This window comes from Moritella viscosa (assembly GCF_900120065.1).
GTDB classification, from domain to species: domain Bacteria; phylum Pseudomonadota; class Gammaproteobacteria; order Enterobacterales; family Moritellaceae; genus Moritella; species Moritella viscosa.
This window is the reverse complement of the sequence record NZ_FPLG01000102.1, coordinates 38175-53417: the sequence shown is the minus strand read 5'-3', so window position 1 is coordinate 53417 and position 15243 is coordinate 38175. Positions and strand designations below refer to the sequence as shown.

Here is a 15243-nt window from a genome sequence, read left to right as displayed (position 1 = left end):
TTGAATTTACTTTAGTGGCATGACCACATGTTCTTTAGCTGCTTGTTTTGGCGCAAGCCAAGTTGATTGGGCCAAACGAATATCGGTCTTATTATTTGTTGTTAACTTCAAGCCTGGCAGATATTCACCATCAACTTTAATCATAACTTTTAACTTTATATCGACGCCAATATAACGACGAACAAAATAGTTTACGGCCTGGGTTAGTTTTTCATCGTGTCTAATTTTATTAAATTGTGCGTTATTATTAGGTTTGATCATGACTTCAAGACGATTAAAAGCAGTAACTGCACTTTTCCCCACTAAAGCGCCAATACCTAACTGATTATTTTGACCGTTTATACCTAATTTAGTAACACTGCAGGGCAATAACGGTACATACTCAACATCACCGTATTCCACATCAAAATCATAATCAAAATAATCACAGAGTATTGCTTTAAGAGCACGTGGGCATGATAATTTTAATCCCATCAAAGCTGAATATTGAATTAAATTCGCAGCAGGTAAACTGCCATTGTTATTTAAATCACCGTATAAATAGGTCAACATTCTCGTTAACGATAAATCGTGACGATTCCAACTGAAGTGCGCCTCTTCAGCTTGCGCTGTTAAATTATTTTTTAATTCGGTTTGACAATGCAAGCGATAATAACGGTTATTAAAACCATTAAAAAAATCCACCAGCGCATAATTACCCTGTTCAAACAATACCTTTAGCGACTCGCTATAACTGTAGCGAGGCATCACCCCTTGCCCACCGGATAATGCCGGTAAATCACAGCTAAATGTCCATTTTCCGGCTATAGGATTGCGAACCTCAACAATATCAGCTTGCTGATAAGTCGGTAATAAACTGGCTAAAAATGTAACTGCAGGCCTTTTTCCTAATATAGCGGCTTCGTGCTTAACCAATTGCATAGCACAGTGTAGCTCAAAGCTATAAGGTTCATTCCGTAGCTGTATCAGAGCATGTTTCGGCACCCAGACCTCCTTGGAAACACCTTATATTCGCCTTCGATACCTTCAATTAAAATAACCAGCTGAGTGAAACTGTTAAAACCAGCAAAATAAGCAAAAAAGCGATCTAACAGCTGAGATAAAAGTTCAATACCAGCACCCAACTCTCTACTATTAAATGTGACACTTAACCGTGTACCATAAGCAAAACAACTTTTTCCAGATATACGCACTGGCGCCACGACTTGTTCTTGCTCTAAGTGTTGAATAGCAGCAATATAAGCATTATTTTGTGAGCTTTCGGTATGGTTATAAAGATTTAACATTTCTTTTAAAGCTGACACAGGATCATCAGCACCGAGTAATGCATGATAATTAAAATGTAAATGCGCTAACAGCGGCCATGCATTTTGTTCTGAAGCTTTGATCCGAATCTGATTCGTTGGACGTCGTAATAACTGCAACTGAGCAGGTAGCGAAATAGAGTCACGGCAAGTCACCTGACTCTGCATCGACAGCTCACCCGCTAATAGACCGTCGGAACAAGTCGCCGATACCAACCATGTCCTGCTTTCAGAATTCGCACTTTGATGATCAAGGTCTGCCACGCGTAAAAAACTCTGCAAGTGAGCATCAGTTTGCCAATGTTGTACTAACTGCCATCTTAATCCTGTCTCTGAACCTTGGTATTTATCACCATATAAAGGCGGTACATTATAAATTTTCTGACTTGTTATATCGGTAATTTGATCAATAGAAAATAATTGCAATTGCTGACGGCCACCCGCATCAAGCACAATCGGATATTGAGTTTGGTCAAAATCAATAGTGAGCGGTTCCGTTATTAATGTTTGTAAATTAACGATAGGCGTACAGAATAGATGGAAATTATCCGTACTTAAGCTACGTGATAAATCAATATCCATATCTTCAATAAAAATCTGAATCGTAACCTCATCGGTTTGAGCATAGCGTAACGAGTCTGCAAGGTTCAATTCAACAACATGAAAACGTTCAGGAAAACTAAAGAATTCAGTTAATAATTTAAACCCACCAAAACTACGAGCACTATAAGGTAATACTTGCTGCTGCTCATCAAATCCCACAGATTGCAAGGCTTCAGCGCCTAATAATACCCGTTGGTCACTATAATGTACGCATATCTGTTGTACTCCAGATAAGAGATTATCGTACAAACGTAATACCGATTGAGTTTCGCCACGTAAAAATAATTCCAACGAGTGACAATCAAGGTCGGAAAATAAAATACTCGGATCGCTTGTCCGTAATTTAATTTCAAGCATTGCTTTAGCTTGTTCTGCACCTTTTGGTTTTTCCACATTAAATGGTGCAATGGCTACCTGAGCCGAATCAAGATGGATAGGAAATAATGTTACATCTTGGCAAGTACGAAATACCATACTTTCAATATCGGTATCAGAAATCCCAAGGTGTGTTCCTTGCGGGATAAAATGCTTAGCGCTTACATCATCTAACGGTTTCATTTTCATCACACTAAATGCCGGAATAGGCCTAAGGTAGTGAGGAAATAACAAACGTAGCAAGCTATCTGTCAAATCAGGATAGGAATCATCAAGTCTCTGTTGTAACCGCGCATTTAATAATGCAACACTATCAATCAAACGTGCTATTTGCGGATCATCAATACTATCATCGCAAATCCCTAAAGATTTAGCTGAACCGGGGTGGCGACGAGAGAAATCCCCAGCTTCTTGACGAATAAACGCCAATTCTTGTTCAAAATAACTTAATAATGAATTAGACAAGGTTAGTTTTCCTTACATCTAAACTGTTCGTAGTAAAATCAAGGCTTGAATCAAATACCACCACCTCTTCACTGAAATTACAGCTAATGAGACCTTCAATACGAAATTTTAATTTGTTTGTCGCCACAGAGCTTTCATCCAACTCAACGATGACAGCTTTTAAACGCGGTTCAAATTGAATAATCAGACTTTTCACATCATGTAAGATCAAATCACTGCTACTCTGACCTTGGCTATGTAAAGAACTTACCATACCAAAATTAGCGATTGAACCTTCCGTATGTTCCCCCAACTCAAGGTCATGCCAAACAGGAGCTCGTGCCGATAATAACGCTGCTAAATTTTCAATAATAGCGTCCCGCACATCATCAATATCACCACGCCATTGGCCTTTAATTTTAGAAAGTAAACTCATTTTCATCCGCCCAATTTATCAGACGATACATCAGTCATCAGTGTAATGTGGGAATCCAACATCTCATATTGATATTGAGGTTGAAGTTTAATCTGACAGTGATAACGTGTTGAATCATAACTGTCTTCAATAAATTGAACATCCGCGCTTTTCAGTGGATAACGAGCCATTATCGCTTCATCGCCATAATCAAGGTTACTAATATAAGTTTCTAACCAACGCTTGAGATCGTGCTGGCAAGTTGCCGCACTATCAAAACGTCCGACTCGATCGCGCATTTTAACTTTGATGTAATGCCCAAATCGACAAGCCATAAGGTTAGTCTGCAACATGCCACTCATTTTATTAACTTCGCTTGTTGGGTTCCAGACGGACTGGTTACTAAAGATACCTAGTTGCTTGCTTAAATAAATGCTCGATACAGGAACAAAGCCCTGCTCTGCCCAAAAACCATCACTTTCACTAAAGATATCAATGCTCGTTTTTAGTAACGAGCCACTCTCATCCTTAAGATTAATGAGTGCTCCATGGTTACCGACTTTGTCGTGAGCACGAAGAAAACCGAACCAGCTAATGCGATCAAACTCGCGAATAACATTAATTGCTAATAAATAAGCGGCGTTCCCCCAAAGAACATTGGCATTAATATTGTGCTCGTTGAATACAAATCCCGCTGCATAATTTTTTCTTGGTTGACGAATACGGTACTCAGGTAATACCAAATGTAAAAAACGGCTCGAACTGCGGCTTCTCAACAACGCCCAACTCTGTAGGTCTAAACTGCTTAAAATACGCTTTATCCGAGTGTGGTCATGCATTAATCTGGCAGGTTCATCACCAAAAAAATGGTTATTAACACCCATCACAACAGGGCACAATGAATGCTCACCTAATTCCGCAACCAGCTGCAGCGTATATAAATCATCAAAATCATTGTTTTCATCAAGTTCAGAATGAACATAATGATCGACAACTAACAAGCCAAATGGCTGTCCACCAGCTGTATCAAGTTCATTCGAATAAATTTTTTTATATAACGCACTACGCTTAATCTCAAAGGCTTGATTAAGATCTGTTGATAACATACTCCAACTGAAATCAAGTAGTTTGACTTTGATCCTGCGACTTGATACTTGTAGCGAAATTAAGCTATGAAGACCAGACCAGGTTGCTTCCAATTTTTTAAATTCATCAGCTTGAATAACGGCAGAAAGCTGCGCGCTCATCTGCTGATCTAGCTGTTTGATCATCCTAGTAATAACGGTTTTAAAAAGAGCTGTATCTTGCTGTTTAGCATATTCTAACAGCATCCGCCATGGCCCTAAATCGGTTAAGACTCTGGTGGATAATGTTGGATTAGTTACAATCATAGATTCTCCACTCGAGGGCTTTCACCCTCGAGATTAAGCATTAGCCAGGTATGTTAGCAACCATACGTAATGATGTTGTTAACTCTTCCATTTGTAACCATGGACGCAAGTGCGCGATTGCAGAATAACAACCAGGTCGGCCAACTTGTTCAGCAACGGTGACACGAGCTTCCACAAGCGGATACTTCGCCTTTGCTTCATTGCCAATAGCATTAGGGTTCACATATTGTTGAATCCAATCGGTCAATTCTTTTTCGATATTACCCGAATCAATGTTGGAACCGATACGGTCACGCCCCATCACTTTCAAATATAGTGCGATACGACTACTTGCCATGGTGTAAGGCAAACGCGCTGAAATAGCAGCATTTGCCGTCGCATCTGGATCTGTATATGTTTTAGGTTTATGCGTAGTCTGACCACCCATAAAAACAGCGTAATTCGTATTTTTATAATGAACTAAAGGAAGGAAGCCAAGATTACTCAGCTCTTTTTCACGCTCGTCCGTTAGATTAACTTCTGACGGACACTGCTGCACTAAATCACCCGCTGGTGAGTGATAGACAAAGTTAGCAAGATTTTCAACTTTGCCACCATTATCCGTACCACGGATAGCAGTACACCAGCCATATTTGGTATAGGCTTGTGTTAACAACAAACCAAATTCATAAGCCGCATTGCTCCATACAAAATCATCTTGTGATTCTGGAACAGCTTTACCACTTTCGTCTGTTTTAAATTCTTCAAAATCAAATGAAGCAACAGCTACAGTATCCTTACCATAAGGTAAGCGAGCAATAGTTTTTGGCAATGTTAATGCAACATAACGTGAATCATCACTGTCACGGAATGCATTCCAACTTGCATAAGCAGGAGAATCAAAACCAGCAGCTATAGGCTTACCTTCGTTAAAGGTTTCAAAAGATTTAAAATCAAACATACTTGAATTTGCAGCTGCAATGAAAGGAGCATGAGAAGCCGCGGCTACTTCTCCCATGTAACGTAACAATGCTACGTCTTCATCACCATAACCGAATTCATAATCACCTAATAGTGCGCCATAAGGTTGACCACCTGCAGTCCCAAACTCTTCTTGATAAACCATGGTGAAAAAACGGCTACGATCGATCGCTGGCGCATCTTCAAACTGCTCTAGTAATTCATCTTTAGTGTAATCAGCTAGTTTAATTTTTAAATCTGCACCAAGCTCACTATTTTTAACTAATTTTTGTACACCTAACCAAGTACCTTCCAGTTTCTGGAACGCATTATTTTTCATCACAGTAGACAATTGAGCTGAAATTTTAACATCAAGTGCAGCAATTGCTTTTTCGATAGTTAAAGTTAAGTTTTTATCCCAAGTCACTGTACCTTCAAGTGCTTGTGACATCAGTACAGACAGAAGTTCTTTTGTAGTATCTACAGGTGTTTGCGTTGTTGCTGAAATCGCTCGTTCCAAGAAACTAACATCACCTTCAACAGTAGCTTGTTGCACTGTATTTTCTTGTTCAGTCGACATTATTCAGCGTCTCCGTTTTGAATACCAAGTTCACCAGCCAGATGTTGTATCGCGTCTGTGCTTTGCAGTAATTCTTTTAATAATCGCTCTAAATCACGAGATCTATCCGCTTTACTTAGCAGTACTTTTAATTGATTTCGCGTTTCGACCAACTGTTTTAACGGTTCAATTTTGTCAACCACATTTTCTGGTTGAAAATCTTTCATCGATTGGAAGTTCAAGTTCACTTCAAATTGGCTGTTGTCATCGGCCAATTTATTATCAACTTTGTAAGATAAAGATGGGTTAATTTGGCCCATCACTGTATCAAAATTATCTTTATCTACGCCGGTGAACTCACGTTCTTCCAAGTCTACTTTATCATTTTCTGCTTTATGACCAGAGAAATCACCAATTACACCCACAACAAAAGGTAGTTCTTTTGTTTCTGTTGCACCATTGGTTTCTACGTCATATGTAATACTGACGCGGTTTTTGCTAACACGCTTATGTTGCGAATTGAGAGCCATGCTTCCCTACCTTTATATTATGAGAACTGAATGAAATCGTGGTTATGCGCCACAAAATAGTAGCGCATAACAACACATTATTTAGAGCCAGAAAGCATTTTACCTTGTGGTACATTATAAGAAACAAGACCACCTTTTTCTAACTTACCACCACTCGCTTCATGCCAATGTAACTGATCTAATTGGATGTAAGAAAGTGCGATACTTTCAAAAGGCTGTCCGCCATCAGAGCCACTCACGTTATATGAAACAAGGCGAGCCTTCTCTAGTTTTACTTGGAAATAAATGTCTGCACCAGAGCCATCTCGAGCTGGTTTGGTAAATACGATTTCAACATTTTTACCTTCAGGACCAGGGCTGAATAGAAACGATAAAAGATCTTCAGAAGAACCATCAACTTCTTTCGAGATATTAACTTCACTCATAGCGACCATACCTGAGTCAGAGTTTGTACCGTTACCAATATCCATAGCAACAGAACGCACCGCGCCCCAGCTATATGAATTTAATGCAAACCAACCCTCTCCAGGTAAACCTTCTGCCGTAGCTCCGCCGTCAACTTTAACGCCATCTATACGCATATAAATACTAGCCATAATTACTATCCTCTTTTTAATTAAAATTCAGTAACAGTATAAATTTCTCATCAGCACATTGCTTAGAGTTAATTTCTGTTCTGTTTTTGTGGTTTCATATAATTTGTTTTATTTGTAATCATCACAGACAAAACAGGTTTTATTTTTACAATTAATTTTATTCCGAATCTCAGAGCGTGCTTTTAACAGAGCTAACTAAACATAACCAACGAATCAGTTACCACGACAAAGAGTTACTGGAACTTGAATTAGTTTCCGCTTTTTGCACTACGTTACGGTTAACATTTTCCGTATCAATAACGTTAGATGTGGATTTATCAGTCATAATTTCGCGACTTTCGTTAGCTACAGCGGCGTCAACTGATGTTTCTTTTTTAAACGAGGCTACATTTACAACCGGTCTGGATATCGGTTCCTGGTAAACTTTTTTTGCCACTTCTGGTAATGCAATTTTACCGTCTTCATCCAACCCTGTTAGATTAAACACTCGATTAATCGTATCAGCTTGATTTAAAAGCAATTCACTCATTAACTCAGGTAATGGCATATAACCCCAGCGAATGGCTTTCTCAAGTAAATACGCAACCGGACTATGCGGTTCAACTTTTCTAAAGTAATCTGCAATTTCACGAAGTTGATGAAATGCTTGATCGCGATTACAGCCTTGAGTTTCTGCAAGTGAGCCAAATGATACGTGGTTTATATCCGCCTGCTGCGAAGCTTTATTCGTTAATTCGACGTGGCTGACATCATTCTCAGGTTCAATGTCGGGAACAACTCCGGCAACATCTATTTGTGGTATGTCATCGTTTGTTTTCTCTAATTTTGCTTTCAGCCCACTTATAAACTCAATTGCGGTAAGCATCTTGCTTATAAGATCAATAACAAATTTAAAACCAATAGGTGACAATTGAGATTGTTTACAGATTTCAATAATATTCTGATCTATCATCCCTACGCTTTTTTTAATTTCGGTTAAATTATCGATTAGCGCGACAACTCGAGTTCGATCCGACAATGCCTGTTGATGGTATTGACTCCGTAATTCAGCTAAATTCCCTTTATGTTCTGCGCTCTGGTAACGGGCATAATCTAGATCACCAATTAAAGGGACCATTAATAAGGGAGCATGTAATAACCCACTTTCTTCACTTTCCCCGACAAGCTGAACAAATGCTTTTATTTTGAATGCATTAATTTCTTTATTTTTTTCATTCGGATCGTCTGACTTTATCTTATTCTCTGGCAATACAGGCTGGAGCGTATCCCAATGTTGACTGACTAATTCTTGTAGCCACAACGCCATTTCTTTTGCCCCTGACAAGCTTGGATCAATAATAATTTGCGCGGCTAACATCCAACCAGAGAGCTCAATATCACGAGTCGTATGAGTAAAAACATCGTTAAGACTCAGTGCTAATTCACCCCAATTCAGGCTATTTTCTTCAAGTAAAGAATCTAGTTCACTAGCCTCGGGATGCGTAGTCAGTTTTCTCAATGAGGTTTGTGCTAAATTAAATTCATTACGTAATGGTCTAAATTTTTGTTTATCTGCTTTTAAATACACACCACAAAAATTATCAGCTATTAACGGTGTTTGTAATGCATTACGTTTTGCTACATTAAATTTCATTATTTCGCAACTCTCATTAATTAGTAATAACTGACTCATTCATTAATAATGAAATATAATATTTATACTCTAAATAAATATCATTATTCGATGTGATAATATTTACAGCTTAAATTATTTAAAATTAATTACACTCTACTTTTAAAGATAATATCAGTAAGAATATCAATTAAATAATATTAAAGATCTCATCGGACCAGATTAAGCCACACATGTACTATGGTAATTAAAATTGAAAACGCTAATTTTAAAAATAAACTAAAAATAATAAACACAAAATAGATTATTTAAGGTTAAAATATCTATTCAACTTATTAAGAGTACCTATAAATTGGTATTGGAACATCCACTTGCTATTACTTGCTACAACTTATTACTATTTGTTACAGTTCGTTACAATTTGTTACTGTTTATTATTTGAATTTAAAATTTAAATAATAAACATTTTTATAGCAGGAAGATAATCAATATATTATCAACGCATGAAGCAAGGTTAACCAATACAATAATCTAATTTTTTTATCACAATTTTATAACGAAAAGTGAGTAACGACATGTCAGCTAGCCACTATAATGAAGAACAACGTCCTATTATTGCAAAGCTAGATGGCAAAGGGCCTTTCATTGTCACTCAGTTAACCGTAAAAGAGTCCATTTCTGATTCATCCCACTTTATCGTATCTCTCATATCTAGAGAGAAGATCTCAGAAAAATTACTTGGCAAAGGCATTTTGATTCAATATTCAGCAGGGATTGAAGGGAATAGAAAAAATACTCGACGTTTCCTTGCTCTGATTTCATCCCTTGAGAACATTGAATTTAGTGTTGAAAAGCAGCTCTATAAATATCGTATTGAAGCTATTGATCCTTTATCAATCTTTGCTTTTAGAACTACAAGTCGCAGCTTTCAAGGAATGACAAGTAAACGAATAATAGAAAATGTGTTATCTGATTCTGGGCTCAAAGGTTATTTTAAGCTGTCCCCCCGGACGGCAGGTAGCAAACACGACTATTGTATTCAGTTTAATGAAACCGATTTAAATTTTATTAAACGATTAATGGCCTTTGAAGGATGGCATTATCACTGCAATCACACAGGCAACCAACCGTCTGTTGTGATTGCAGACAGTAATCAAGACTTTGGTAAAGCTGACAATGATAAAATACCTTTCATCATTCAAGCCAACGATAAAGTATTTGCGATTACCCAGTGGCATTGCCGCAACCAGTTAGGATCAACGAAACTATACCTCTCTGATCATAGCGAAGAACTAGCTGAATGCTTTAATAGTGGAAATCGAAATACTACGGCCAAAGTAAACAACATTGTATTAAGTGAATACTTTTTTGGGCAAGGTAATACCAATAAAAATGGTATTCGCGACGCAGCAAAACGCCAAATGGAAAGTGTAGATTGTCAAAAAACATTATTCCAAGCGCAATCAGCTATTCCCTCTTTAGGCGCAGGTTTACGCTTTAATCTCACCGAACATACTGATTCAGACTACAACCAAGAATATGTCATCATCCAAGCAGAACATTATTTTGAAGCCCATGAAAATGGAGCGAACGTTGAATATAAAAATAGTTTCAAATGTATTCCTTTCAGTACTCCTTTGCGTCCTCCTTTTATTAATAAACCGAGCATAAATCACATTCAAAGCGCAGAAGTAACAGGGCCTAGTGGCGAAGACGTTAACCAAGATAAGTTGGGTCGAATAAAAGTTCATTTCCATTGGGATAGAGACGCTAAAAAAGACGAAAATAGTTCTTGCTGGATCCCAGTTGCACAAGCAACAGCAAGTAATGGTTTCGGGGTACAGTTTATACCTCGTATTGGCGACGAGGTGTTAGTCAGTTTTATTGATGGAGACCCAGATCGTCCCGTAGTTTCAGGTTCTATTTATAACGGTAAAAATAAACCTCCTTATAATACCGCAACCCAAAGCGGAATAAAAACTCGCACGACGCCCAATGGTAGCGCCAACACAGGCAATGAACTGCGCTTTGAAGATAAAAAAGACAAAGAAGAAGTTTTTCTGCAAGCGGAAAAAGATTTCACTATGAATATCAAAAATGACTTGAAGCAAACTATCAAAGGCATTGCCCGTTGTGACGTTGAAAAAACAATGAATTGGCAAAGTAAAGAAACCATGACACTTGCTACGGAAGAAAAGTTAAGTGCTAGCGCAACCAAAGATCTAATATTAAAATCAGATGCTACAATCAGCAGCAGTGCGGGTAAAAACAATGAACTTAGTGCATCCTCAAAAGTGAGCGTTGATGGTCAATCTATCGAACTAAAAGCTAAATCGAAGATCACATTATCAGTTGGTAGCTCTTCTATTGAATTAAGTCAGGATGGCATTACACTATCAGGCGCTAAAATAACAATCGCGGGTAAGGCGAAAGTAGACATCAAAGCCGCCTTGATCGATATAAAGAGTCAGGCAAAAGCGAGCGTCAAAGGCGCAATCGTAGAAATAAATGGCAGTGCCATGACACAAGTTAAAGCAGGTGCTATGGTACAAATTCAAGGCGCAATTGCGAAGGTTAATTAATGGCTTATTTAAAAATCCCCCATAAAACAGCGAATGAAATTTTACGCTTATATGAGCCGAGCGATGAACTCAAAGAGTTAGCGACACAGTACAATGAGCCGGCAACATTGATTGAAGCAGGCATCGACGCAGAGCTATTCGGTGATATTGTAATTTTTCTAGCACACGCCCTTCCAGTCAGAGAAGCGATCTGGTGGGCCTGTTGCAGTGCAGAGCAACGTGACGATTGGAGCACCGATGAGGAAAATGCTATCCGAGCAGCTAAAGCTTGGGTTAATGCTCCCGATGAAACATCACGTCGATTTGCGGAAAAAATGGCAATCAAAGCAGAATTACAAACAGGTGCAGGCTGGGTTGCTCAAGCTGCATTTTGGAGTGGCGGCAGCATGATTGCAATCGGAGAACCTATTATAGCTCCTCCTGAATACTTATATTCACATGCCGTTGCAGGTGCAATAAACCTATCAGCTGTAATGCCAGATGGATTAGACGCAAAAGAACGTTACTCGCATTACTTTGCTATGGGGTTAAATATCGCTCATGGCGGTAATGGTCAAATAGGAGTTTAATCATGTTACCCGCAGCCAGAGCAACTGATATGCATATATGCCCAATGCAGACTCCAGCCATCGTTCCCATCCCGCATGTAGGAGGACCTTTATTACCTCTGCCTTCTACTGTTTTAATTGGTAATATGCCAGCCGCGACATTAGGTCAACCATGTATTTGCGTTGGGCCACCAGACAGTGTGGTCAAGGGTAGTGCTACAGTGCTTATTAACAGTAAACCAGCAGCTCGAATGGGTGATACTACCGCACACGGAGGAGTTATTATCATAGGTATGCCAACGGTCTTAATTGGCGGATAAATTCAAACATAACGGTTGAATTTACCCGTATTGACATCCGGCAGTCGTCGAGGTTACTTCATCTAAGCAGGCTTTAGTTTTTTCACTAATACAAACTACTGGAACATGTCTCGGCACTCCAGTTAAAAGCCTCTTAAAGCGCAGCAGCTTCTACTTCAGCTACAAGCGCATTCAGTTGCGCAACAGTGTCTTTGATTTCACTGCGGAAATCATCAGCAACTGTTGCACCTGGTAGTACTAGATAAGCCTCAAGCTGTACCACTAACAATTTCAATAACGCAGAGTAAGTCGCTGTGTTTTGCTCTTCTTCTAGCGCTAGCAATGCAATGTTAATCGCAAAGTGTTTTGTTTCAGGCTGGTCTTTTTTAGCTAGGTGTTTATTTACTTTTAACTCAGCATAATCAACGAACTGTAATTTAGTGTCGATATCATTGTTTAACTTTTCTAAAAATTGTGTATTGTCAGTCATAAATAGGCCTTTGTTGTTAAATGCTTACTTAAACAATAAGTAGCACGATTTTGAAAAACGTCAAAACGAAAAAAGCCTGCTCAATGAGCAGGCTTTTCCAAATTCCAATCACTTGGAAAAATAAGTGGTCGGTGATAGAGGATTCGAACCTCTGACCCCCTGGTCCCAAACCAGGTGCGCTACCAAGCTGCGCTAATCACCGAACATGGTGCGGAAGGAGAGACTTGAACTCTCACACCTTGCGATACTAGAACCTAAATCTAGCGCGTCTACCAATTCCGCCACTTCCGCACAAACTATCAACTTATCAGCGGTAACTCTGACAAGGGTAGATAACGTCACATTAGTGAGTTATCAAATATGGGGCGACTGAAGGGGATTGAACCCTCGACAACCGGAATCACAATCCGGGGCTCTACCAACTGAGCTACAACCGCCACAAACTTTTACATCAACCCGTTTTGGTAAACGAATCAACTTCTACTTTTACGTAGATAATATGGTGACCCCTATAGGATTCGAACCTATGGCCTACGGCTTAGAAGGCCGTTGCTCTATCCAACTGAGCTAAGGGGTCGTGGTCGGTGATAGAGGATTCGAACCTCTGACCCCCTGGTCCCAAACCAGGTGCGCTACCAAGCTGCGCTAATCACCGAAAGTGTTGAAGACTACGTCTGTCAACGAGGGTGCATATTACAGAGTTGCCCTGTACTCGTCAAATAGTTTATCTAAGTGAAGAAACAACTGCCTAATACTTATACACCAAGCGAGATTATAACAACAATATGCATGATTTCAGGACTAATTGCAGACTTTTTACTAAATAGTAACGCAAATCAATAACAAAGCAGGTTTCAATTAACCTACTGAGCGACGTTCTAATCTGCTTATACTAGCTCTGCAACCACAGTTTCAGACCATGATTCTAAATTTAGCTTTGCTAATTCGTCCGCAGCTAAAAAACCAGCTAAGTTCAACGCGTCTTCTTTGCTCGTCACAACAAGGTCTGCATGTACTTCAGCAACTAATACAATACCTAAATGTACTTCATCAACCGGTGTGACGTCTTTAGAAAGATAACCAATTGTTGTCATCCCTAGGAAATCACTCTCAGTTAGACCTAACTCTTCATGTAATTCACGATACATACCAGTGCGTAACGTATCTGTTAGTTGGAATACACCTTTTGCATCATAAACCGCATCGACAGCGTCAACGTGGCCGCCAATGCCAATACTGAATAAATTATGTAAGCGAGATTCACCACCCGATACAGAACGCTCGTATGCTAGGTATTTATCACCCTGCTTTACAACTACATAAGGAATAAGCTGACGGAATTTAGGATTTGTTTCTAACAGTGCACGCTGCATAATAACAACATCTTTACTTTCGATATTAACAGTTGAGCTGTCAATTAAACGGGTCGAGGGTGCTGCTACGTCTGCAAAAACGGAAATAATATGCTCTTGGTGTTTCACTGTTACTTACCTAAATAATTCAAAGCATCTTTATAACCAAATACGCCCTGTTTGTCACTCCAATTAGATAATTATTTATCTATATCAATTGCTGACAAACTGGTGTTTTAGTGCGAAAATGGCCCAACTTTCTAACCAAGAGATTAATAAACTCAATGACTGCTCAAATCATTAATGGAAAAAATATTTCTCAGCAAGTTCGTAAGAATGTAGCTGAAGAAGTGGCTACGCGTACTGCTCAAGGATTACGCGCCCCGGGTCTTGCTGTGATTTTAGTGGGTGCCGATCCGGCATCACAAGTATATGTTGGGAGTAAACGTCGAGCCTGTGAAGAAGTAGGCTTCGTTTCTAAATCTTACGATCTTGAAAGAGATAGCTCACAAGAGACTTTATTAGCATTAATTGATGAGCTAAATGCAGATACCACGATTGATGGAATATTAGTGCAGCTGCCTTTACCTGAGCATATTGATACCACTGTTGTGTTGGAACATATTCGCCCAGACAAAGATGTTGATGGTTTTCATCCTTATAACGTAGGTCGTTTATCACAGCGTATCCCTGCATTACGTCCTTGCACACCAAAAGGTATTATTACACTACTTGAATCAACAGGTGTTGACTTACATGGTCTAGATGCTGTTGTTGTTGGCGCGTCGAATATTGTTGGTCGCCCTATGACGCTTGAATTATTACTTGCAGGTTGTACAACGACAACATGTCACCGTTTCACTAAAAACCTAGAAGAGCATGTACGTCGTGCCGATTTAGTTGTAGTTGCAGTTGGTCGCCCTAACTTTATTCCAGGTGAATGGATCAAGAAAGGCGCAATGGTAGTCGATGTTGGTATTAACCGTTTAGAAAATGGCAAACTTGTTGGTGATGTTGGCTTTGAAGTAGCAAAAGAAAATGCTTCTTTCATTACCCCTGTACCAGGTGGTGTTGGTCCAATGACAGTTGCAAGCTTGATCGAGAATACCTTAATCTCTTGCCGTGATTACCATTCAAAGTAATCAATAAGCAACCAGTTACAAATAGTACGTCATAAATCATCACGTATTATAAATAATAAAAG

14 protein-coding genes and 5 tRNA genes are annotated in these 15243 nt (G+C 39.1%); 4 read left to right on the top strand and 15 right to left on the bottom strand.

The annotated features are described in order from the left end of the window. Positions 1-6: 6 nt before the first annotated feature. From BT797_RS16050 to BT797_RS16015, 8 genes are all read right to left on the bottom strand, one after another. Positions 7-984 (bottom strand): type VI secretion system baseplate subunit TssG, encoded by a 978-nt coding sequence (locus BT797_RS16050; protein WP_075472755.1) that lies wholly within the window; start codon positions 982-984, stop codon positions 7-9. Next, on the bottom strand, positions 966-2747 hold the full coding sequence (gene tssF / locus BT797_RS16045; RefSeq protein WP_045111086.1) for a type VI secretion system baseplate subunit TssF: 1782 nt from the start codon (positions 2745-2747) through the stop codon (positions 966-968). Before tssF ends, BT797_RS16050 begins: the two co-directional genes overlap by 19 nt. Then, positions 2740-3162: a type VI secretion system baseplate subunit TssE gene (tssE, locus tag BT797_RS16040; protein WP_045111087.1), complete on the bottom strand. Its 423-nt coding sequence runs from the start codon at positions 3160-3162 to the stop codon at positions 2740-2742. Before tssE ends, tssF begins: the two co-directional genes overlap by 8 nt. Positions 3163-3164: 2 nt before the next feature. After that, positions 3165-4532, bottom strand: a complete 1368-nt coding sequence (locus tag BT797_RS16035) for a type VI secretion system contractile sheath domain-containing protein (RefSeq protein ID WP_075472753.1) — start codon at positions 4530-4532, stop codon at positions 3165-3167. A gap of 40 nt (positions 4533-4572) precedes the next feature. Further along, a complete protein-coding gene (gene tssC / locus BT797_RS16030) occupies positions 4573-6051 on the bottom strand; it encodes a type VI secretion system contractile sheath large subunit (protein ID WP_045111089.1) in 1479 nt (492 codons plus the stop codon). Beyond that, positions 6051-6560 carry a type VI secretion system contractile sheath small subunit gene (gene tssB / locus BT797_RS16025; protein WP_045111090.1) on the bottom strand — a complete coding sequence of 170 codons (510 nt, stop codon included), beginning with the start codon at positions 6558-6560 and terminating at the stop codon, positions 6051-6053. The genes tssC and tssB overlap by 1 nt, the downstream gene beginning before the upstream one ends. A gap of 77 nt (positions 6561-6637) precedes the next feature. Next, positions 6638-7156, bottom strand: coding sequence for an Hcp family type VI secretion system effector (locus BT797_RS16020; RefSeq protein WP_045111091.1), 519 nt, complete (start codon positions 7154-7156; stop codon positions 6638-6640). A 217-nt stretch (positions 7157-7373) separates the two neighbouring features. Then, entirely contained in the window at positions 7374-8789 is a 1416-nt protein-coding gene (locus tag BT797_RS16015; RefSeq protein ID WP_045111092.1) for a type VI secretion system protein TssA, read from the bottom strand. Positions 8790-9343: 554 nt separating this feature from the next. Between BT797_RS16015 and BT797_RS16010 the strand changes: the two genes are divergently transcribed. From BT797_RS16010 to BT797_RS16000, 3 genes are read left to right on the top strand one after another with little or no spacing between them, the layout of a single operon-like run. Further along, positions 9344-11350, top strand: a complete 2007-nt coding sequence (locus BT797_RS16010; RefSeq protein ID WP_075472751.1) for a type VI secretion system Vgr family protein — start codon at positions 9344-9346, stop codon at positions 11348-11350. Further along, positions 11350-11919 (top strand): DUF6931 family protein, encoded by a 570-nt coding sequence (locus tag BT797_RS16005; RefSeq protein ID WP_045111094.1) that lies wholly within the window; start codon positions 11350-11352, stop codon positions 11917-11919. Before BT797_RS16010 ends, BT797_RS16005 begins: the two co-directional genes overlap by 1 nt. A gap of 2 nt (positions 11920-11921) precedes the next feature. Beyond that, entirely contained in the window at positions 11922-12218 is a 297-nt protein-coding gene (locus tag BT797_RS16000; protein WP_045111095.1) for a PAAR domain-containing protein, read from the top strand. A 133-nt stretch (positions 12219-12351) separates the two neighbouring features. Here the strand turns inward: BT797_RS16000 and BT797_RS15995 are convergent, their stop codons facing one another. The 7 genes from BT797_RS15995 to BT797_RS15965 all read right to left on the bottom strand — a co-directional run bounded on the left by BT797_RS15995 (position 12352) and on the right by BT797_RS15965 (position 14168). Continuing rightward, positions 12352-12687: a hypothetical protein gene (locus BT797_RS15995; RefSeq protein ID WP_045111096.1), complete on the bottom strand. Its 336-nt coding sequence runs from the start codon at positions 12685-12687 to the stop codon at positions 12352-12354. A gap of 125 nt (positions 12688-12812) precedes the next feature. Then, positions 12813-12889, bottom strand: a tRNA-Pro gene (locus BT797_RS15990). Positions 12890-12893: 4 nt separating this feature from the next. Continuing rightward, positions 12894-12978: transfer RNA gene (locus BT797_RS15985), tRNA-Leu, on the bottom strand. Positions 12979-13048: 70 nt separating this feature from the next. Next, positions 13049-13124: transfer RNA gene (locus tag BT797_RS15980), tRNA-His, on the bottom strand. A 63-nt stretch (positions 13125-13187) separates the two neighbouring features. After that, positions 13188-13264 (bottom strand) — tRNA-Arg (locus BT797_RS15975). 1 nt (position 13265) lies between these two features. Continuing rightward, positions 13266-13342, bottom strand: a tRNA-Pro gene (locus BT797_RS15970). 232 nt (positions 13343-13574) lie between these two features. Then, positions 13575-14168: an NUDIX domain-containing protein gene (locus BT797_RS15965; RefSeq protein WP_045111097.1), complete on the bottom strand. Its 594-nt coding sequence runs from the start codon at positions 14166-14168 to the stop codon at positions 13575-13577. Between the two features lie 155 nt (positions 14169-14323). Between BT797_RS15965 and folD the strand changes: the two genes are divergently transcribed. Next, a complete protein-coding gene (gene folD / locus BT797_RS15960; RefSeq protein WP_045111098.1) occupies positions 14324-15181 on the top strand; it encodes a bifunctional methylenetetrahydrofolate dehydrogenase/methenyltetrahydrofolate cyclohydrolase FolD in 858 nt (285 codons plus the stop codon). Positions 15182-15243 lie beyond the last annotated feature (62 nt).